The organism is Pseudolactococcus hodotermopsidis, assembly GCF_011170085.1.
Lineage (GTDB): Bacteria > Bacillota > Bacilli > Lactobacillales > Streptococcaceae > Pseudolactococcus > Pseudolactococcus hodotermopsidis.
Map to the genome: position 1 here is coordinate 16,693 of NZ_BLLI01000015.1, position 19,474 is coordinate 36,166.

The 19,474-nt window shown below is 40.1% G+C and carries 21 protein-coding genes; 1 reads left to right on the forward strand and 20 read right to left on the reverse strand.

What is annotated here, in order from left to right; translation table 11 throughout:
* Positions 1-383 precede the first annotated feature (383 nt).
* The 20 genes from trpA to Hs30E_RS11375 all read right to left on the reverse strand — a co-directional run bounded on the left by trpA (position 384) and on the right by Hs30E_RS11375 (position 18,050).
* Positions 384-1,157, reverse strand: a complete 774-nt coding sequence (trpA, locus tag Hs30E_RS03795) for a tryptophan synthase subunit alpha (RefSeq protein WP_172208071.1) — start codon at positions 1,155-1,157, stop codon at positions 384-386.
* A 1-nt stretch (position 1,158) separates the two neighbouring features.
* Entirely contained in the window at positions 1,159-2,358 is a 1,200-nt protein-coding gene (gene trpB / locus Hs30E_RS03800; protein ID WP_172208092.1) for a tryptophan synthase subunit beta, read from the reverse strand.
* A gap of 83 nt (positions 2,359-2,441) precedes the next feature.
* The gene (locus Hs30E_RS03805; RefSeq protein ID WP_172208093.1) at positions 2,442-3,158 is read right to left on the reverse strand and encodes a hypothetical protein; all 717 of its coding nucleotides are present in this window, start codon (positions 3,156-3,158) and stop codon (positions 2,442-2,444) included.
* A gap of 22 nt (positions 3,159-3,180) precedes the next feature.
* Positions 3,181-3,777, reverse strand: coding sequence for a phosphoribosylanthranilate isomerase (locus Hs30E_RS03810; RefSeq protein ID WP_172208095.1), 597 nt, complete (start codon positions 3,775-3,777; stop codon positions 3,181-3,183).
* Complete coding sequence (gene trpC, locus Hs30E_RS03815) at positions 3,767-4,537, reverse strand: indole-3-glycerol phosphate synthase TrpC (RefSeq protein WP_172208097.1); 771 nt, start codon at positions 4,535-4,537, stop codon at positions 3,767-3,769. Before trpC ends, Hs30E_RS03810 begins: the two co-directional genes overlap by 11 nt.
* A gap of 114 nt (positions 4,538-4,651) precedes the next feature.
* Complete coding sequence (locus tag Hs30E_RS03820; protein WP_172208099.1) at positions 4,652-4,840, reverse strand: chorismate mutase; 189 nt, start codon at positions 4,838-4,840, stop codon at positions 4,652-4,654.
* On the reverse strand, positions 4,840-5,841 hold the full coding sequence (gene trpD / locus Hs30E_RS03825; RefSeq protein WP_172208101.1) for an anthranilate phosphoribosyltransferase: 1,002 nt from the start codon (positions 5,839-5,841) through the stop codon (positions 4,840-4,842). The genes Hs30E_RS03820 and trpD overlap by 1 nt, the downstream gene beginning before the upstream one ends.
* 162 nt (positions 5,842-6,003) lie before the next feature.
* Complete coding sequence (locus Hs30E_RS03830) at positions 6,004-6,600, reverse strand: SAV1803-related protein (RefSeq protein ID WP_489752589.1); 597 nt, start codon at positions 6,598-6,600, stop codon at positions 6,004-6,006.
* A 22-nt stretch (positions 6,601-6,622) separates the two neighbouring features.
* Entirely contained in the window at positions 6,623-7,180 is a 558-nt protein-coding gene (locus tag Hs30E_RS03835) for an aminodeoxychorismate/anthranilate synthase component II (protein ID WP_172208105.1), read from the reverse strand.
* A 10-nt stretch (positions 7,181-7,190) separates the two neighbouring features.
* Positions 7,191-7,364, reverse strand: a complete 174-nt coding sequence (locus Hs30E_RS03840) for a hypothetical protein (protein WP_172208107.1) — start codon at positions 7,362-7,364, stop codon at positions 7,191-7,193.
* Entirely contained in the window at positions 7,357-7,641 is a 285-nt protein-coding gene (locus Hs30E_RS03845; protein ID WP_172208109.1) for a hypothetical protein, read from the reverse strand. The genes Hs30E_RS03840 and Hs30E_RS03845 overlap by 8 nt, the downstream gene beginning before the upstream one ends.
* 48 nt (positions 7,642-7,689) lie before the next feature.
* Positions 7,690-9,066, reverse strand: a complete 1,377-nt coding sequence (gene trpE / locus Hs30E_RS03850; protein ID WP_172208111.1) for an anthranilate synthase component I — start codon at positions 9,064-9,066, stop codon at positions 7,690-7,692.
* Between the two features lie 357 nt (positions 9,067-9,423).
* The gene (locus Hs30E_RS03855; protein ID WP_228461985.1) at positions 9,424-9,558 is read right to left on the reverse strand and encodes a FeoB-associated Cys-rich membrane protein; all 135 of its coding nucleotides are present in this window, start codon (positions 9,556-9,558) and stop codon (positions 9,424-9,426) included.
* Entirely contained in the window at positions 9,555-11,654 is a 2,100-nt protein-coding gene (gene feoB / locus Hs30E_RS03860; RefSeq protein ID WP_172208113.1) for a ferrous iron transport protein B, read from the reverse strand. The genes Hs30E_RS03855 and feoB overlap by 4 nt, the downstream gene beginning before the upstream one ends.
* Positions 11,647-12,141 (reverse strand): FeoA family protein, encoded by a 495-nt coding sequence (locus Hs30E_RS03865; RefSeq protein WP_172208115.1) that lies wholly within the window; start codon positions 12,139-12,141, stop codon positions 11,647-11,649. Before Hs30E_RS03865 ends, feoB begins: the two co-directional genes overlap by 8 nt.
* A 560-nt stretch (positions 12,142-12,701) precedes the next feature.
* Entirely contained in the window at positions 12,702-14,930 is a 2,229-nt protein-coding gene (locus tag Hs30E_RS03870) for an alpha-galactosidase (protein ID WP_172208117.1), read from the reverse strand.
* 24 nt (positions 14,931-14,954) lie between these two features.
* On the reverse strand, positions 14,955-15,776 hold the full coding sequence (locus tag Hs30E_RS03875; RefSeq protein ID WP_172208119.1) for a carbohydrate ABC transporter permease: 822 nt from the start codon (positions 15,774-15,776) through the stop codon (positions 14,955-14,957).
* Between the two features lie 20 nt (positions 15,777-15,796).
* The gene (locus Hs30E_RS03880; RefSeq protein ID WP_172208121.1) at positions 15,797-16,687 is read right to left on the reverse strand and encodes a carbohydrate ABC transporter permease; all 891 of its coding nucleotides are present in this window, start codon (positions 16,685-16,687) and stop codon (positions 15,797-15,799) included.
* A gap of 87 nt (positions 16,688-16,774) precedes the next feature.
* Positions 16,775-17,761 (reverse strand): ABC transporter substrate-binding protein, encoded by a 987-nt coding sequence (locus tag Hs30E_RS03885; protein WP_172208123.1) that lies wholly within the window; start codon positions 17,759-17,761, stop codon positions 16,775-16,777.
* Positions 17,748-18,050 carry an extracellular solute-binding protein gene (locus tag Hs30E_RS11375; RefSeq protein ID WP_172208125.1) on the reverse strand — a complete coding sequence of 101 codons (303 nt, stop codon included), beginning with the start codon at positions 18,048-18,050 and terminating at the stop codon, positions 17,748-17,750. Before Hs30E_RS11375 ends, Hs30E_RS03885 begins: the two co-directional genes overlap by 14 nt.
* 182 nt (positions 18,051-18,232) lie before the next feature.
* Between Hs30E_RS11375 and Hs30E_RS03895 the strand changes: the two genes are divergently transcribed.
* A complete protein-coding gene (locus tag Hs30E_RS03895) occupies positions 18,233-19,294 on the forward strand; it encodes a LacI family DNA-binding transcriptional regulator (protein WP_172208127.1) in 1,062 nt (353 codons plus the stop codon).
* The last annotated feature ends 180 nt before the right edge of the window (positions 19,295-19,474 follow it).

A 19,474-nucleotide genomic window follows, 5' to 3' on the forward strand; every position in this document is an offset into this window, starting at 1 on the left:
ACCACGGGCGTTTCATAAATTTAATTTTTCTGGAATATACATGTAAGTTGTCGATTTAATTTTTAGTTAATCTATTTTAAAAGTTATTTTCGTAGAAATATTTTTAAATACTAAAGTTATTGATTGTATTTTTTAATATTTTTGAAAAAACAAGTGACTTTTTCATGGATTTTCCGTTAAAAAGCAACTCTTCGTAAAAGATTCCGAAAATTATGTTTTAGATTAAACTTATGAAACGCCCGTGAGTTTTGGACACAACAAACGCATGATTCTCTCCTCAAAAATTAGAGATGCGATTTGAAAACAACATCCATCATATTTAAAGCAGCTGCTTCAAAATTTACATAGAATTACAGCAACTAATATTTCATTTCTAAAAATTTTCATAATAGACTGGCTTTTTTCAAAAAGTCAGCCACTTCGTCGTCTCTGCTCTCATTTAGCGCCTTGACAATGTAAGAGCCAACGATAACGCCGTCAACTGCCTTGCGGAAATTTTCGACGTGAGCGAGTGATGACACCCCAAAACCAGCAAGAACAGGCGCATCAGCGAGTTCTGATAATTGTGCTAGATGAGTGTTCAAATCTGCTCGATAATCACGGTCTGCACCCGTCACACCGTTGACCGTTACTGCATAGATGAACCCTTCTGCATCCTTGACCAACTCAGCTTGACGTTCGGGAATACTCGTCAAGGTAACAAGCGGTACTAAAGCAATATCAGAATCCGTCAAAAACGGCGCAATCATATTCTCGTGCTCACGTGGCACATCGGGTAAAATCAAGCCTTTGACTGCCGTTGATTTGAGGTCGGTGATAAATTTTTCGATACCGTATTTATAAATCGGGTTGAGATAGGACATGATGACCAGTGGCACATCCGTTTTGACTGTTTTAAGGACTTCGACTACTTTTGTCAATGTTGTGCCATTTTTCAACGAGCGAATCCCCGCTAATTCAATCACAGGTCCGTCTGCTACTGGATCTGAAAAAGGAATCCCGACTTCAATAGCACTGGCACCAGTTGCCGCCAAAAAAGCAATCATTTCGGGCAAGCCGTCAATGCCACGCGCGTGGTCACCTGCCATGATATAAGGAACAATCAGCGTTTTACCGTCAGCTTTGAGCATTTCCAAGTGTTTTCGCAAGGTTTTCATATCAAAATTCTCCTTTTTCAGCACGTTCTTTAATTTGTGCGACGTCTTTATCGCCACGACCGCTAAGACAAACGATAATCGACTCGTCTTTGCCATAGCGTTTGGCGATTTTTGGCAGTTGGGAAATGGCGTGCGAACTTTCTAGCGCAGGGATAATGCCCTCAGTAACGCAAAGCATTTTGAAACCAGTCAACGCCTCATCGTCGGTGGCTGAGATGTACTCTGCCCGACCCGTTTCGTTCCAATGACAGTGTTCGGGACCAAGACCCGGATAGTCCAGACCCGCTGAAATGCTATACGCCTCTTGTACTTGACCATCTTCATCTTGGAGTAAACGCATGATATTGCCATGAAGAACGCCGTCCGTACCACGATTGATTGAGGCAGCAGTTTCGCCACTATCAAGTCCACGACCAGCAGCCTCAACCCCAATCATCGCAACAGTTTCATCATTGATAAAAGGATAGAAAAGTCCCGCAGCATTCGAGCCACCGCCGACACAAGCCACAACAGCAGCAGGAAGTTTGCCCGTTTTCTCGAGAATTTGCGCCCGTGCCTCGCGCCCGATAATCGACTGGAAGTCACGCACCATTTCGGGAAATGGCGCAGGACCCGCAGCCGTTCCAAGAATATAATGCGTGTCCTCAACACGCTCAACCCACGCCCGCAGCGCCGCATTGACCGCATCCTTTAGCACGCTCGAACCGTCCGTGACAGAGATAACCTCTGCGCCAAGGAGCTGCATGCGGAAAACGTTGAGTTCTTGGCGCTTAACGTCAATAGCACCCATGTAAATCTGGCATTCCATGCCAAAAAGTGCCGCCGCTGTTGCCGTTGCCACACCATGTTGCCCCGCACCAGTTTCAGCGATGATTTTGTTCTTGCCCATTTTTTTGGCTAACATAACTTGGGCAAGCGCATTGTTGATTTTATGTGCGCCTGTGTGGTTAAGATCTTCACGTTTGAGATAAATTTTTGCGCCACCGAGCTTTTCAGTTAAATTTTTGGCAAAATACAAGGGATTTTCACGACCGACGTAATCTTTTAGTAAGTAGGCAAGCTCGTCTTGGAAAGCTTGGTCAGTTTTGCTGTCCTCGTAGGCAGCTTTGAGTTCTTTTACAGCGTACATCAGCGTTTCTGGGACGAATGTCCCGCCGTAGGTGCCGAAGAAACCTGTTTCTGTTGGTTGGTTGTAGGTCATTTTTTCTCCTTTATTTTCTCTATTAGTTTATTTTTCAATGAATAGTAAATATTTATCATAAAATCTTTTTAAGATTAGATATTTTATCTTCTTCGTTTTAATAAAATTTTAGTCATTCTTCGCCATACATAACATCCCATTAAAAGTATTATCAGTAGCGAAACAATTAGAGAACTTATAGTCATCTTTACTAGTACAGCATAAATTATCAAACAAATTACAACAGGGATCAGAAAAGACCAATATTTTTTCTCTTTAAAATTTAATTTAAAAGTCTTTTCATCAACTAAAAATTTCCAATCTTGGTAAAAAGATTCTTCATTTCTTTTTGTAATTTCCTCTAATGTTTCAAATTCCAGATTTTTACCTCGAATCTCTTCAGGAGTAACTACTCTATATACATGATAGTTATCTTTCAATCTTAACAGCAACTGAGTCTTATCAATTTTCTTTAAAACAACCCACTGTTTTCCATCATCTAATGTCAAAATTAATTTCTTAAATTTATAAACAAAGAACTCTCTAAAACAAATATATGCCCCAATAACACCCATAATAATCAAAATACTTTTTACCCAAAAAGTCTCTACTTTCGACAGTTTTGTGTTTTCTTCAATAGGGAACATATGATAAGCAAAAATCACTATAATAACTACTGAAATCACTGAAATATTTACAATATGTCTTAATATTCTTTGATAATTCGTCTCTAAATTCTTTTCAACATCTGTTTTTAAAAAAACATCTATTATTCCAAAAATGACCGATCCCAAAGGAATAAGTTTAAGTAACTCCAACACTAATTAAACCTCACTTTATTATTTAACATTTTTCTATAAATACCTTAATTTTCATCAAATCCTTAACTCCCCCCGTCTCAACCCCACTAGAAACATCAACCCCTGTCGGCTTAAAAATGCGAATCGCCTCAGAAACATTGTCAGCAGTCAAGCCACCCGCAACAAAAAATTGGTAGCCGTCTAAGGCGGTCAAATCAACTTTATTCCAGTCAAAACTTGCACCGCTACCGCCTGCAAATTGTGCTGGTGGGGCGTCAAGTAAGATGATATGGTGTTTAAAATCGGCAATTTCGTTGGGAATTTTGCCATTTTTGATACCGAATGCTTTGATTACTGGGACGGATAAATTATCAGCAAATTCTGAACTTTCTTGTCCATGTAATTGAACCATATCCAACCCGACTGTTTCAACGATTTTTTCGATAAGGTCGTGTTTTTCGTTGACAAATAAGCCAACTTTTTTGACGTTTTTGGGGACAAATCTCGCTAAATATTTGGCATATTCTGGCGTAACTTTTCGTTTGCTGTCAGCAAAGACGAACCCAATGTGGCTAGCACCATTTGCCACAGCGGTTTCAATCGCTGCCTGTGTTGAGAGACCACAAATTTTAATCCACATGGCGCGCGACCTGCAAATTCTTGGCGGCTAATGTCGGATTGCCGTCTTTCATCAGCGCCTCGCCAACTAGGACGGCACGGAAATCGTGAGCAACTTTTTTGGCATCAACTGCTGATTTTATACCAGATTCCGAGATATAAAAACGTTCATTTTTTTGTAAATGAACCAAATCAAGACTGTTTTGAATGTCAACTTCAAAAGTCTTAAGATTACGATTGTTGACACCAATCAACTCAGCCCCGATTTTATGCGCAATGGCAAGTTCTTCAGCATTATGCACCTCAACGAGAACCTCGAGACCAAGTGAGATAGCGTAATCATACAAGTCTTGCAAGTCATTTTCAGCCAGACAAGCGACAATCAAGAGGACAATGGTCGCACCACTATTGACAGCTCGGGCAATCTGCTTTTTGTCAATGATGAAATCTTTGTTAAGGACGGGAATGTTGACGTTTTTGGCAACCAAGCGCAAGTCGTCGATATTGCCCTTGAAAAAAACAGGATCCGTCAGAACAGAAATCGCTGACACACCAGCCGTTTCATAACTTTTCGCCTGTGCCAAAACGTCAACATTCAGGTTAATCGCACCAAGCGAGGGCGAGGCGCGCTTAACTTCGCCGATAACTTGCAAATGTTGGGGCTGTTCACACAAACGCGCGACAAACCCTTTTACCTTACGGATTTTCCTCGGCGTTTCCATTGCCATTTGCGCAACTTCAATTTGCTTTTCAGCGAGAATTTTTTCAAGAAAATTTTCCATACTACTTCCTTTCGATGAGCAGTTATATTTTGAGTTCTGCAAAATATAACTGCTTTTTGCCTGTTATTTTAACCTCATTATGAGCTGTTTTTGACTTGATTTTATTTACCGCGACTAAACCCTCATTACGAGCATTTGTTTTTCAAGTACGACAAAATCAGCAATCATGTTGCGATACATTTTTTTAATCAAAGCCTCATCAGCGCCCTTTTCTCGTGCCAAAACCGTCACTTTTGCGATAACTGCCTCAACTCGTTTTGGGGCGGCGACTTCTGCGCGTATTTCTGCTAGATTTTCCGCCATTATTTGACCTCCTGCATCTCGACCAACTTGGCCATGGCTGCGCCACTTGCGATAACCTCACGTGCCTTGGCAACGCCGTCTGCTATCGTCTGAACAAGCCCCGCCGCAAAAAAGCCTAGACCAGCATTCAAAACAGTGACTTCAAGAAATGGACTTGCTGCGTTTGACAGCACGGATTTGAGGATTTCAGCATTTTCCCTACCCTCACCGCCACGAATCTCCTGCAAGGTCACGCGCGGCATGCCAAGGCTAGCATGGTCGAACTCATGCACGGAAATCTTGCCCTTGTCAAGCAAGGCATAACGGTTCACGCCGTCAAGACTGGCCTCATCCATGTTGTTGGGACCGCTGATGACTAGGGCGCGGCGGCGCCCCAATGAGCGTAGCACCTCAGCCGTCGTTGTCAGCAAGTCGGGGCGGGAGGTACCCAGTAGCTGAGTATCGAGATTGACTGGATTTGTGAACGGACCGATGAGATTGAGCACCGTGCGAACCTCGAGCTCCCGTCGAACAGGCATAACATAACGCATGTTTGGATGAACATGTTGCGCAAAGAGAAAGACAAGCCCTGTTTTGTCGAAAATCTCAGCCAGTTCATCAGGCGTGTGATACAAGTTGATACCAAGCGCCTCAAGCACATCAGCCGAGCCAGATTTGGAAGAAATTGACCGATTGCCATGTTTCGCCATTTTCACACCGCCCGCAGCCAAGACAAAAGCCGCAGTCGTCGACACGTTAAAGGAAAAGGACAAATCGCCACCCGTGCCACAATTATCCATGGCAGTCGTGATTGTCGTCGGAATTTTCAGCGCCTTTTCGCGCACCACATCAACGATTCCCGCCATTTCATCAACCGTTTCGCCTTTCATAGCAAGCGCAACAAGGATTGACGATAATTGCGAGTCGGTTAATTCGCCGTTGAACATGGCGTTTGCCAACTGGTTGACTTCGTAGCGCGAGAGGTTCTCGCGGTTCATTAGTTTTACTAGGTTTTCTTTCATTGGGTTCTCTTTCTAAATACTTTATATCATACCAATTTTTCTTCTTTATCAATAGGCACAAATAATTGCCCATTTTACCACAAAATGCAAAGAAAGAATTACTTTATTTTGACAGTGTTTTTAAAATGGGTTATATTAAAATTATTCCCACTTATTAAATTTCTATCTAATTTTATAAAAATAGTTTTCAGTAGCTTCATTAATCATTTCGTGTGTTATTTGATAATTATTTACAAGAAAATTATCTATTTTAGCCAACAATTCTATCGCCTCATTCTTTTCCATATAAACTTTTTCATAACAATTTTTCCTCCAAGTAGCAGTAGGAACTTCATTCATTATGAACCATAAATAAAGTTCAGGTCTTATGAAATTTATATAACCACCTATACCAACTGTACCAAGTGTAGATTTGTTTTTATTTTCTATTGCGATCAAAACATGTAAAATACCGTGTTCAATCAAATCACAATAAACAAGTCTCTCTTTCCTTTGATAGTCATACGGTATATCTAACATTTTTATAACATCTTGAGTAGAAATCATAATTACCTTGTCTTCATCTATATGATGACAGTATAACCCCTCGCTTGTTCTTGAAATTTTTCCTTTAGCGATACTCTTAATTTCTCCAGCTTTAAATCTGTTATATGATTTCTCTGAATAATAATCAGCAGTTGCAGGACCATACTTTTTTAGTAAAAATACCACAGCCTCATCATAATTTTTAGATAAAAGTTCTTCATATTCCACTTTCATTTTATCCTACTTTCTATCTCCATTATAATTTCACAAAATTCTCAATCATCTTAAGCCCCTCAGGCGTCCCAATACTCTCAGGATGATACTGCATGCCAAAAATCGGTAAGTGCTTATGCTGAATCGCCATAATTTCATGGTCATCAGTCGTTTTAGACAAAATCTCAAAACCCGCGGGCATTTCCGAGATGACAATCGAATGATAACGCATGATTTCATGCGTTTTTGGAATACCTGCCAATAATGGCGTATCTTTCAACCTTTCAGCAATTGATGTCTTACCGTGCATAATCCGCTGGGCTAAGTCTAATTTGCCACCAAAAATTTCGGCTATGGCTTGGTGTCCGAGACAGATGCCTAAAATTGGTTTCTTATCGGCAAAATCGCGAATCATCTCTTCCATTCTGCCAGCGTCAGCAGGCCAGCCGGGTCCTGGGGAAAAGACGATTTTCTCTGCTCTATCTGCCACATCGTAAAGTGTTTCATCGTCATTTCGCAAAACCTTAACATCGGCAAACTCGCCGATATATTGCGCAAGATTGTAGGTAAAACTATCGTAATTATCAACTAATAAAATCATAATATTCCTTTCAGTGCCAAAACTCCTTATAAATCACTTCGGATATAAGCAACTTGTTATCATGCTCTGATAAGTAAAGTTTTGCAAAATCAATTGCCAAATCTAAATCGTCAAACTCTTTCTCGAATCCTGTCGTATAAATTTTCAGTCTTTCCAATGGCACACCATAGCAAGAATTAATCATAAACTTCCGATTCTGTTGAGCCACCATATCCTATCGTTTGAGAATTTTTCCAAATGATACCCGTTTTATCTAATATAAAATAACGTCGTAGTAAAATTAAAGTTTTGTAGCCCATTGGAATTTTTTGACGTAAAGTAAGATTACTTATCGGATTATCAAAGTCACTTTTTTCTCCTGAATAAGTGAAACCAGACGCATCAATATAATAGTCCAAATCAGAACTAATATCAAAAGGGTGTTGCCAACAAGAAATCGGATACTCGTATCTCACTTCCATCTTTGGTGGTGATTCATAGTCTTTTATAAACATTTCAAACACCAATTTCTAACTAATAAAATCATCGCTCTCTCCAATCTGAGTCATAGCCTTCGCCTTATTCAACGTCTCTTGATACTCATTTTCAGGCACACTGTCAAAAACAATCCCCGCCCCCGCCTGAGCATGCGCCTTGCCGTCTTTCAACACCATTGTCCGCAAAGCAATAGCGAAATCCATATCCGCATTGCTCGACAGATAACCAATCGCGCCCGCATAAATGCCACGTTTAGTCTTTTCAAGCTCGTAAATGCGCTGCATGGCGCGAATCTTCGGCGCACCCGACACCGTACCAGCTGGCAAAGTTGACCGTAAAGCATCAAGACTTGACACACTGTCCAAAAGCTCGCCCTTAACCACACTCGTCAAGTGCATCACATAGCGAAAATACTCGACTTCCATGTATTTAGCGACAGTTACCGTGCCAATTTTTGAAATCTTGCCAATATCGTTGCGACCAAGGTCGACCAGCATCCTGTGTTCTGCGACCTCTTTCTCATCAGCAAGTAGATCCGCTGTTAATACCTCATCTTCCTGTTCATTGCGACCGCGAGGACGTGTGCCAGCAATGGGATTGGTCGTAACCACGCCATTTTTGACAGACACCAGACTCTCGGGACTTGCCCCCATAATCTGATAATTACCAAAATCTAAGAAATACAGATAATTTGACGGATTTGTCAAACGAAGATTCCGATAATAATCAAAAGGATTACCCGAAATTTCACTTGTCAATCGCTGACTGAGTACAATTTGGAACATATCGCCATTTTTGATATAGGTCTTTGCCTTCTCCACCATTGCCATAAACTCAACTTTAGCAAGATTAGATTTAAATGACAATTTGTTAAGTTTAACCGTCTCAAACTCCGCCTTATGCGGTCGCGTGAGATTGGACAAAACCAGTGCCAAAGCAAGCTCAGTATCATAAACTGAACGCCCGCTATAAATACTAGACTCAACAATCGTAATCTGCTCTTTTTTATGATCAAAAATCAGATAAGACTCATATAAGAAGAAATGCAAATCAGGTGTACCAATCACGTCTTTCGGAATTTCACCGATATTTTCATACAGGGAAATGGTGTCATAGCTCACAAAACCAATAGCACCACAGGTAAACGGCAGATCTGACCTCTCAGTATTTTTAACCGTCAACTGCTCCAAATAATCAAGCGGATCACCAGATTTGAGCTGACCATTATCCGTCAACACACCATTTTCATACTTGATTTCATGCACAGGATTATAGGCAATCATCGAATACCGCGAATTTTCCTTCTCCCGCGGAATCGACTCCAAAATAATCTTACTTGTCATATCCAACCGCAAATAAGCCAAAATCGGCGTGATAAGATCTGCGTTAATCGTTTTTCTTAATGTCATCAAACACTCTTTTCTATATAAAAAGTCCTCGACAAGATGATATAAATCATCTCGTCGAGGACGTTTAACACGCGGTGCCACCTCAATTGATAGAGAAAAAGCCTAGACTCCTCTCTACATCTCATCACCCTCAAACAAGGGCGTGTGCTATATCGGGCACTCGCGTGATTCTTATCGTTTCAAATCAATTTACTAAAAAGCAGCCCATTCACTCACTAGAACTCTTGTCTCGCAATCACCGACAAGTCCCTGAAAATTCATCACGTTAGTTACTTCTTCTACCAATGTTATTATTGTACGACTATTCTGAGAGATTGTCAAGTGAAAAAAATTTATTTTTGATTTTTTTGCTAAAAACTATTTCATATCATCCTTAACAGGACAAGAACAGCCACAATCATCACAAGCGCCATGCGATTTGATATACTTGTAAAAAGCAAGTCCTGCTCCAACAATTGCAAATCCGAAAATAAGTATTGTCTGAAGATTCATAGCGTCACACTTTCTTTTAAGTTTATCTCATAAACTGGTTTTCTAAACAGCGCATAACAGCCGATGACAAGGCTAAAGATTGCAAGTACAGCACCGACACCCATTTCGCCAGTCACGATAACATTTCCCAACTGATAAACGATAAAACTGAAAATATAGGCCATGGCACACTGGAAACCAACGGCAATACCTGTCCACTTTGCCGTGCCCATTTCGCGATAAATCGCACCAATAGCCGCAAAACATGGCGCACATAGAAGGTTAAATAAAAGCAAAGTGTAGGCTGAAAGCGCTGTGAAATGCTGAGTCATCGCCGTGTCAAGCGCCGCACCGCCTTTGGCATGGTAAAGCTCCGCCATGGTCGAAACGAGCGTTTCCTTGGCGAGAAGTCCTGTCAAAGTTGATACCGCTGCTTGCCAAGAAGTCCAGCCAAGAGGGGCGAAAATCGGCATAATCAGACGACCCAAATCAGCCAAAATCGACTTATCAGTTTCAACTTGGTGCAGATGAAAATCAAAAGTCATCATAAACCACAACAAAATCGTTGTCGCAAGAATAATCGTCCCCGCACGCTTGATGAAACTCAACCCCTTGTCAAAAGCATAGCGCAGAACGCTCGACCATTTTGGCAAATGATAATTCGGCAATTCCATGATAAATGGTGTGACCGAACCACCGAGAAGTTTGGTCTTTTTGAGCATAATGCCACTGATAATAATCGTGAAAATGCCGACAAAATAAGCACTCGGCGCAATTAGCGAATTGTCAGGAAAAAGCGCACCCGCAACCAACGCAATAATGGGTAATTTTGCCGAGCAAGGCATGAAAGTCGTGACCATAATCGTAATCCGACGGTCACGCTCATTTTCAATCGTCCGCGATGCCATAACACCAGGAATACCGCAACCTGTCGCAATCAGCATGGGAATGAACGATTTACCAGACAAGCCAAATCGACGGAAAATTCTGTCCATGACAAATGCCACGCGGCTCATATAACCCGAATCTTCGAGAATCCCTAGACAGATAAAAAGCACGAAAATTTGTGGGACAAAGCCAAGCACCGCACCGACACCACCAATGATACCGTCAAGCACCAAACTCTGACCGATTGGCGCGATATTTGCCGCATCCAAAATCTTCTGAGCAAAATCTGGCACAATCTCGCCAAACAGTGTCTCATTGACCCAGTCCGTGCCCATAACACCAACGGTTTGAATGCTGATGTAGTAAACGAGCCACATGACAAAAAGGAAAAATGGGAGACCGAAAATTCGCGAAGTCACAAATTGGTCAATTTTATCGGAGACATTCAGTCGAATGCCTTGCGTTTTGCGCTCGACCATGGCAACTAGGCTCGTCAGATACTGATAACGCTCGTTGACAACGATACTTTGGCGGTCATCTAAAAATATTTTTTCAGTAATGGCAACAATTTCTGCGATTTCGTTTGCTTGTTCATCAGACAAACTGATTTTTTCTAAGATTTTGGCATCATTTTCAAAAATTTTAATCAGCTCAAAACGATTGACAAGTTGTGTAACGGCGGAAATTTCAGTCAAACTTGCCTCAAAACGCTCGTCATAATGGAGATGAACTTCTGGTCGCAAAGCTTTTTTAGTGACGGCAATCAACTCCTCAATTCCGTTATTTTTAAGAGCTGAGATATTAACAACAGGCACACCTAGCGAATAAGACAACTTTTCCGTGTCAATAAATATGTTATTTTTAACCAATAAATCAGTCATATTCAGCGCAATCACAACAGGCTTACCAATCTCAATCAGCTGAGTTGTCAGATAAAGATTGCGCTCAATATTGGTCGCATCGACGATATTGATAACAACATCATAATCATCTGACAGCAGATAATCGCGCGTCACATTTTCCTCGGGCGTAAAAGGCGACAGCGAGTAAATACCAGGCAAATCTTGAATCGTCAAACGCTTGTCCTTGCTGTATTTGCCAGACTTGCGCTCGACTGTCACACCAGGCCAATTGCCGACATATTGGTTTGAACCAGTCAGCAAGTTAAATGCCGTCGTTTTGCCAGAATTTGGGTTGCCGACAAGGGCAAATCTTGTATTTTCAGTCATTATCAAGCACACTCACTTCCACTTTTTCAGCCTCATTTTTGCGCAAAGTCAGCTCATAACCACGCACATGTAGCTCCATAGGATCGCCCAATGGTGCGACTTTTCGGACATAGATACGCGTGCCACGGGTCACACCCATATCAAGCAAACGCCGTTTCAGTGCTGCCTCACTAGGCTTAGCCGTCTCATCTACCGAAATGCGCAAGACCATAGCCGTCTGACCTGGCTTGACAGCTGATAATTGCGCCATATTTTCATGACCAATCAGCTCTTTTGCAACTGAAATATTAGCTAAAATCGCATTATCCAAGGCAACACGTGAGTTATGAATGAGAACAACACCGTTATTTTTATCACGGTTCATGATTGCCACACGAGCATTTTTGACCAATCCAAGATTTTGCAAATGTTTTTTACTGTCACTATCGCCCTTAATTTCAGAAACAAAATAGGTTTGCTTGAGCGGGCAATTTACTAATGTCATCATAATCGTTAGACACTTCCTTTTTAAAATAGCTTGTAAAAACATTATATCACAAATAGTCAAAGTTTTTTGACAGAAAGTGAAAAAGAGTTTCGGCAAATTTTGCCAAAACTTAATTTTCTATTTTTGAGTTTTTTTCTGAAACTGACTACCTTCAAATCTAAAAACGAAACACAAGATTTTGAGATAAGACAGACAACTAATCGCAAACGTACAGGGCATCTCTAAAAATTCAGATTACTCAAAATAAAATCGAAACGCAACTCTTGACAATTTTAGTCAATGGTTTAACGGTTAAACCGCTAAGCCACGTTGTTTATAGCTTTTACCAAAGTCACTGAAGTAATTAGACAAAGCCATAGATGACAATTGACGAAAAATAAGCAAAAGTGTCAGTTTTTTTATAGTTAAATGAGTATCCTAAAACACCTAGGGGCAATGTTAGCTTAGCCGTTGATACATTTTTTTCCGTTCTATCTCTTATCTTACATTCCGTTTAAAAAACAAAGCCCAAATTCAGCCTTGAAAATGGACTTTGCTATTTTTGGAAATTTTTGTGTTTATCACTGTTCACAAAGATAAAACAGTCTCGAATTAAAATCACCAAACATTTTGCGATTTTGTTCAGATTCTGGTCGACCAATCAAATTCTCGCTTAGGAAAATACCCACGTGCATCAAATCTTTGCCATTTCGGATTTCTGACCCATTTTCAGACCGAATCAGATAATTTTTATCTGGCGCAAGTCCTGCTAAACGTATTCTTTGGTAAGCAGAATTTGGCTGCGCAAGCACTTGATACCAACCAAGGAGCGCCTCTTTTTTATCTTTTGAGACAACTAACCAAGCACATTCATTGGTCACAAAAGGATTTTTCAGACGATAGAAAATACCGTCATGAATCAATTTTTGATAAGTTTTAAAAGTTGTAATCTGTTTGCGAATCTCAGCACTTTCATTTTCACAAAGATTGGTAATATCGAGCTCATAACCAAATGTTCCAAACATGGCAACATTTGCCCGAGTCGCAAGCGATGTCACGCGCGCAACTTGATGATTCGGCACTTCTGACACATGACTACCCATAGCTGATAGCGGGTAAACCATTGAAGTTCCGTACTGAATCCGCAGGCGCTCAATTGCGTCTGTACCGTCGCTCGTCCAAGTTTGTGGCGCATAATAAAGCATCGCTGGGTCAAAACGACCGCCACCACCTGCGCAAGATTCAATCAGCAAATCGGGATACTTCGCTAAAATTTTCTCATACAAGTTATAAACCCCTAAAATATAACGGTGGAAAAGTTCGCCTTGATTATCTTTAGCCAAAGCTTTCGAATAACTTTCTGAAATATAACGATTCATATCCCATTTGATATAAGTAATCGGTGCATGCGATAAAATGTCATCAATCTGCTCAAAAATCGTATCAACCACTTCTGTCCGACTGAAATCTAAGACAAATTGATTGCGCCCATGAGAAATATTTTTATCTGGATTGCCAATGCGCCAGTCTGGATGTTCTTGAAATAATGGTGTATCAATTGACACCATTTCTGGCTCAAACCACAGACCAAATTGCATGTCCAAAGCAACAATTTTTTTAGCCAAACCAGCAATGCCGTTCGGCAATTTTCGCAAATCTGGTGTCCAATTGCCAAGCGATCCATTATCCGTATCACGACTACCAAACCAACCATCGTCCAAAACAAACAAATCAACGCCTAAATTTTTAGCTTTCTTTGCAATATTAAGGATTTTTTCTTCATCAAAATCAAAATAAGTCGCCTCCCAATTATTAATCAAAACAGGTCGTTTTTGGTGTACCCATTTTTGATTAATAAGATGTGTTTTATAAAATTCATGGAAAGTTTGGCTCATGCCGTTCAAGCCTTGCTCACTATAAACCATAACCGCCTCTGGCGTTGTAAAACTTGAGTTTTCAGCTAATTCCCATGAAAATTGAAAAGGATTAATGCCAAGTTGCACACGTGCAACATCATAAGTATCCAACTGAATTTGCGCAAGAAAATTCCCACTATAAATCAAGCTAAAACCGTAAGCGCAGCCTTGATTTTCAGTCGTTTCGGGCTGACAAATCGCCAGAAAAGGATTATGCACATGACTACTCGCCCCACGTGTACTTGTAATCTGCTGGGTGCCAATGATTAATTTATCACGCGAAAGTTGCGCCTCACGCGCCCAAGCGCCATGCAAATGTAACCACTCAAAATTATCATTTGGCAAGTCCAGATTCAAACTTAAAAAAGTTTCTAGCTGATGTGATTCACTGCCAAGATTTGTGATGATATTTTGTCGTGTTATCACAGGAAAATCTTTGTAAATGGCATACCGCATTTCAACTTGCAAATCAGAATAACGATCTGTCAAGAAAATCGCCAAAATGTCAACGTCTTCCTTTTTACCAAAAGTAGTCGGCAAGCCTTTAAGCTTTTCCTTGCCATGACGAATGTCATAATGACTATAAGCAAAATGACTAATGCGATCCCCAGTTGGATAAATGATTTCAAGCGCTGGCTGCCGAAAATCAGTCGTGCCATAAACAGGTAATTCCTGTTTAATATCATCCAAATTAACAATTTGTGTCCCGTCAACTTGATTATTGCCAGGCCTTGACTCACGCTCAATCAGAAAATCATAGGCATCATAAGTTGCCATGCTAGCCCCAAAATACAGTTGCTCCATAATAGCCGTTTCTTCCATAACACGAAAAATATAGCTAATTTTATCATTTTTAAGATGAAACTCTAAAGTTTCCTCGTTTACATGTATCAAATTTTTTAGTTTCCTTTTCTAATCTTAAAGTTTGCCACCAGTTGTCGCAATACCTTGGATAAATTTCTTTTGAAAAATGATGAAAATAAGAATCATCGGCCAAATCGCAAGCAAAGACCCCGCCATAAGTTGCGGATAATTAGTCGCGTATTGCCCTTGCAGATTGGCTAGACCAGACGCCAAAGTCATCTTATCAATCGAATTATTGACAATCAAAGGCCACATCAAATCCTTAAAAGCAAACAATGATGTGAAAATAGCAAGAGAAATCAGCCCCGAACGTGCCAATGGTAGCATGATTTTAAAGAAAATCGTCCAAACACTCGCGCCGTCCAAAACAGCAGCCTCCTCCAAATCATCAGGCAAACTCAAAAAGAATTGACGGAGCAAAAATGTCCCAAAAGCACTAATAATGCCCGGAATAATCAAGGCTGGTACAGAATCAAGCAAACCGATTTTTTGCACAATCAGATACTGCGGCACAATGAAAATCTGTGATGGAATCATCATCTGCACCAGTACCATGCCAAAGAACAAATCACGACCTGGAAATTTTAAACGGGCACAAGCATAAGCAGCGGTTGCGCTAAAAAACACTGAACCCACCACACGTCCAACGACCATTAATCCTGTGTTGAGATAAAAGGCCATAAACGGCAAAATGTCGGCAACTTTACTGAAATTTCCCCATTGTGCCTTGCTCGGTAAAATCACAGGCGGAATCGCTGTTGATTCTGTCGGCGTTTTTAAGGCCGTCAACAGCATCCAGATAAATGGGACAACCATGGTCAAGCCACCAACAATCAAAATCAGATGAACTAACCAGTTTTTATTTTTTTTCGTCATTTTTGTGACACCTCTCTCGTCTAATAATTAACCCATTTTTTCTGCAATTTCATCTGAATGCCCGTCAAAGCCAAAATAATCATTAGCAAAAAGACAACAATCGCTGACCCATAACCTTTATCATTTAAAATAAAAGAATGTTTATAGAAAAGATAGGCGAGCGATTCTGTATGCAGCATGGCCTCAGAACCAGGTTCAATCATCATGAAAATGACATCGAAAACTTGAAAAGCACCGATAACCGTCGTCACAACAACAAAAAACAAAGTCGGTGTCACCAAAGGTAAGGTAATCTTGAAAAATTGTTGAACAGGTGTCGCCCCATCAATCGTTGCCGACTCATAATAATCTTTGGGAATCTCTTGCAAGCCAGATAACAAGAGAATCATGTTATAGCCAACCGCACTCCAAATACCAACAATAACAATCGTTGTAATCACAATATTGGGATCAGTCATCCATGAAATTGCTGGGAGACCTATTTTTTTCAACAGTATATTAATCAAGCCATATTCTGAGTTGAAAAGCCAACGCCAAAGCATCGCCACTGCTGAAGGTGCTGCCACAACAGGCAAGAAATAAATCGTTCTGTAAATTGACAAGCCTTTAATTTTTTGATTCATCAAAACGGCAACAATCAATGACAAAGCGATAATCGCTGGCACAGATAAAATCACATAAAGTGTTGTATTGAAAAGCGATTGCCAAACTTCCGAATCGCCAAGCAAGTGATGATAATTTTTCAAACCAACAAATTTTGTGTTCCCAAAACCTGTTGATTGCTGAAAACTTAAGATAACAGTCTGAATCGCTGGCCAAATATTCAAGAAAAACAAACCTAGCGCCGTCGGTGCGATAAATAAATAACCAAAAATCAAATGCTGCTTATCATATTTTTGTTGTTTAAACATAATCCCTCCTCTAATACTGCGCCACTTTAAAAATGCTCATAAAAACGTCATATTCTTATTTAACCGCAGTTTTAAACCGAAACAAAATTAGTCATTTTCTTTGATAATCTTATCTGTTCCTTTTTGAATTTTCTCAGCTGCCGCCTCAACCGTGATTTTACCCGTAAAAGCCTCGTTCAAAGTCTCAGTTTGCAAGTTTTCCCATTTAAGCGTTGTTGCGTTAAATGGTCGCATCACACCATAATCAAGCTCATCAACAAATGCTTGCACTTGAAACTCTGGATAAGCCTTGACCCACCCCTCTGCCAAACCTTTATATGCCGGAATTGCCGTCCCTGTTTCAGATTGAATCTCATTTCCTTTTTTAGAGGCAAGAAAGGCAACAAATTTTTTCGCTTCTTCTGGATATTTTGTTTTAGCAAAAATAGAATATCCCAAACCATTTAACTCTGCAGCTCGAACTTTTCCTTGTGGCAAAACAGCACAGTCAACATTTGCCAAAGTATACTCATTATCCTTGAAAACACCTGGCATCCACGACCCATGCGTAATCATCGCAACTTTACCAGATTGGAACATCGTTTGTGGATCATTTTCGGCTAATTGCGCCAATGTTGGTGACACTTTTTCCTTGTTAATCAAATCGCCATAAAATTGCAAAGCCTCGATTGTATTGGGATTATTGAAAGTTGACTTATCTTGTGTTTCATTTAAAATAGTCCCTTCATTTTGGAAAATGAAATTGTTATAGCCGTCTTGCAAGTTATTTGAGGCAGCATAGCCGTAGATTCCCTTGTCTTTATTAGTCAATTTTTTAGCAGCAGCAACAAAAGTTTCCCATGTCCAAGTCTCATCTGGATAAGCAAGCCCCACTTCATCAAAAAGCGTCTTATTATACCAAAGGGCAACAGTGCTGACATCTTTTGGAATACCGTATTGACTCTTTTCATAATTAAATAAACCAGCCGTGCCGTCATAATAATTGTCCAAATCAACATCGCCAGATTTAATCAACTCATCCAGATTGAGCAAAACACCATTTGACATGTATTTGTAAGACTCATTTGAGTGCATGGTGATAATTATCCGCAGCCGTTCCACCAGTTGACGCCACCTCCAATTTTGTCCAATATTGATCCCAAGGCGTAATCTCAACTTTGACATGAATATTTGGATTTTCCTTTTCAAATGCCTCAGCAATTTTTTCCATGCCTGGTGCCTCAAAATTGTCCCAAACTGTCATTTTCAGCGTGACCTCTTTATTATCGCCACCACTTTTACTGTTATCTTTGGCACCGCAAGCGCCTAAAGTCAACAATGACACAGCAAGCGCACCCGCTGCCAACCATTTTGTAAATTTCATTCTACTGCCTCCATTTAAATTAATTTCGTAAGAATTTTTTTCTTACTCATAAACAAACACTAAATGTTTACTAACTGTTTTGTCAAGTACTTTTTGAAATTTATTTTTATTGTCAAAAAAACCTTTTACGAAAGCGTTTTCAAATGTTATAATAAGACTAAAATATCTTATTTCACAAAAAAATGACAGAAAAGAGAAAGCAAACATTGGTAAACATTCGTGATATTGCAAAACAAGCTGCTGTTTCTCCCGGAACAGTTTCCCGCGTCCTAAATAATGACCCAACACTTTCGATTAACGAACAAACACGTGAGCGGATTCATCAGATTTGTAAGGAGCTAAACTACGTCCCTCGTAAATATCGTGGGCGAAATAAAGGGCGTTGTGTCGGTATTATCTCAGCGATTTCACGCGAAATTGAGTCTGACGATGCTTATTATCGACAGATTCGTGAAAAAACGATTCAATCTCTTAAAGCGCAAGAATACTGTGTTGATTTCATGATTTTCCTGCCTTATCTAGCGCATAATTGGGAGAGAATCAAGCAAGTTGACTGCATTGTTGTGATTGGTTTTATCAAAAAAAGCATTCACGAACAACTTTATCAGCTCAATCCACATTTAATCATCGTTGATGACCATCATTGCGCCGATCATTATTCTTCTGTTTCGGTCAATCTGTACCAAGAAATGAAAAATATGCTTGATTATGCGGCAAGTTTAGGCCACGAAAACATTACTTTTATTACTGGAAAAAACGCACGCTTAGGCATTAAAAACGAAACAGTTTCTCATGAATTAGGAGAACGTGACCGCGCTTACGAAGAATGGATGTTGACACACAATTTAAGTCACTTCAAGCAACTTTTCATTGGCGAGGGGTGGTATGCTCAATCTGGCTATGAAGAAACAGGAAAATTATTGTCCCAAAATAAGCCACTCCCAAGTTTGATAATCGCAGGTTCTGACCTACTTGCCTTAGGCATTATCCGACGACTAGCCGAAAACAAGATTGCCGTGCCAAATGACATCTCAATTTGTAGCTTTGACGATTTAGAAATGGCGGAATTTTTAACCCCCTCACTCACAACACTAAGAATTGACATTGACCAAATGGTTTACTGGGTCACCCACCTCTGCAAAAAAATTATGAGCGAAAAAGAATTCATGCCCGCACGCATTGTTTTATCTGGCAAATTTATTTTACGCGAAAGTCTTAAAGCTATTTCTGATGATAAAAGATAATAGACTTCTCCCGAAATTAAATTTCGAAATTGATAATACCACAAATTAAGGAGGCCCGAAGTAAGTGCCTCTTTCTTCGATTACGATATTTCTGAGCCATACACTTAAAGGTTTTGATTTTAGCATTGATATTCTCAATCAAAATTCTTTCCCTTGAAATACGGCGATTCTCTTTCTTAT

What these genes read in the sequence shown, in the direction of transcription:
- Hs30E_RS03835 (WP_172208105.1), bottom strand. Translation starts at nt 7,180, where the DNA reads ATGATTTTATTAGTTGATAATTACGATAGTTTTACCTACAATCTTGCG.
- Hs30E_RS03810 (WP_172208095.1), bottom strand. Translation starts at nt 3,777, where the DNA reads ATGTGGATTAAAATTTGTGGTCTCTCAACACAGGCAGCGATTGAAACC.
- Hs30E_RS03830 (WP_489752589.1), bottom strand. Translation starts at nt 6,600, where the DNA reads ATGAAAGTGGAATATGAAGAACTTTTATCTAAAAATTATGATGAGGCT.
- Hs30E_RS03880 (WP_172208121.1), bottom strand. Translation starts at nt 16,687, where the DNA reads ATGTTTAAACAACAAAAATATGATAAGCAGCATTTGATTTTTGGTTAT.
- Hs30E_RS03855 (WP_228461985.1), bottom strand. Translation starts at nt 9,558, where the DNA reads ATGAATCTTCAGACAATACTTATTTTCGGATTTGCAATTGTTGGAGCA.
- trpA (WP_172208071.1), bottom strand. Translation starts at nt 1,157, where the DNA reads ATGAAAACCTTGCGAAAACACTTGGAAATGCTCAAAGCTGACGGTAAA.
- trpD (WP_172208101.1), bottom strand. Translation starts at nt 5,841, where the DNA reads ATGAAAGAAAACCTAGTAAAACTAATGAACCGCGAGAACCTCTCGCGC.
- Hs30E_RS03845 (WP_172208109.1), bottom strand. Translation starts at nt 7,641, where the DNA reads ATGGAAGTGAGATACGAGTATCCGATTTCTTGTTGGCAACACCCTTTT.
- Hs30E_RS03865 (WP_172208115.1), bottom strand. Translation starts at nt 12,141, where the DNA reads ATGATGACATTAGTAAATTGCCCGCTCAAGCAAACCTATTTTGTTTCT.
- Hs30E_RS03840 (WP_172208107.1), bottom strand. Translation starts at nt 7,364, where the DNA reads ATGATTAATTCTTGCTATGGTGTGCCATTGGAAAGACTGAAAATTTAT.
- Hs30E_RS03875 (WP_172208119.1), bottom strand. Translation starts at nt 15,776, where the DNA reads ATGACGAAAAAAAATAAAAACTGGTTAGTTCATCTGATTTTGATTGTT.
- trpE (WP_172208111.1), bottom strand. Translation starts at nt 9,066, where the DNA reads ATGACATTAAGAAAAACGATTAACGCAGATCTTATCACGCCGATTTTG.
- feoB (WP_172208113.1), bottom strand. Translation starts at nt 11,654, where the DNA reads ATGACTGAAAATACAAGATTTGCCCTTGTCGGCAACCCAAATTCTGGC.
- Hs30E_RS11375 (WP_172208125.1), bottom strand. Translation starts at nt 18,050, where the DNA reads ATGAAATTTACAAAATGGTTGGCAGCGGGTGCGCTTGCTGTGTCATTG.
- Hs30E_RS03885 (WP_172208123.1), bottom strand. Translation starts at nt 17,761, where the DNA reads ATGCACTCAAATGAGTCTTACAAATACATGTCAAATGGTGTTTTGCTC.
- Hs30E_RS03895 (WP_172208127.1), top strand. Translation starts at nt 18,233, where the DNA reads ATGACAGAAAAGAGAAAGCAAACATTGGTAAACATTCGTGATATTGCA.
- Hs30E_RS03820 (WP_172208099.1), bottom strand. Translation starts at nt 4,840, where the DNA reads ATGGCGGAAAATCTAGCAGAAATACGCGCAGAAGTCGCCGCCCCAAAA.
- trpC (WP_172208097.1), bottom strand. Translation starts at nt 4,537, where the DNA reads ATGGAAAATTTTCTTGAAAAAATTCTCGCTGAAAAGCAAATTGAAGTT.
- trpB (WP_172208092.1), bottom strand. Translation starts at nt 2,358, where the DNA reads ATGACCTACAACCAACCAACAGAAACAGGTTTCTTCGGCACCTACGGC.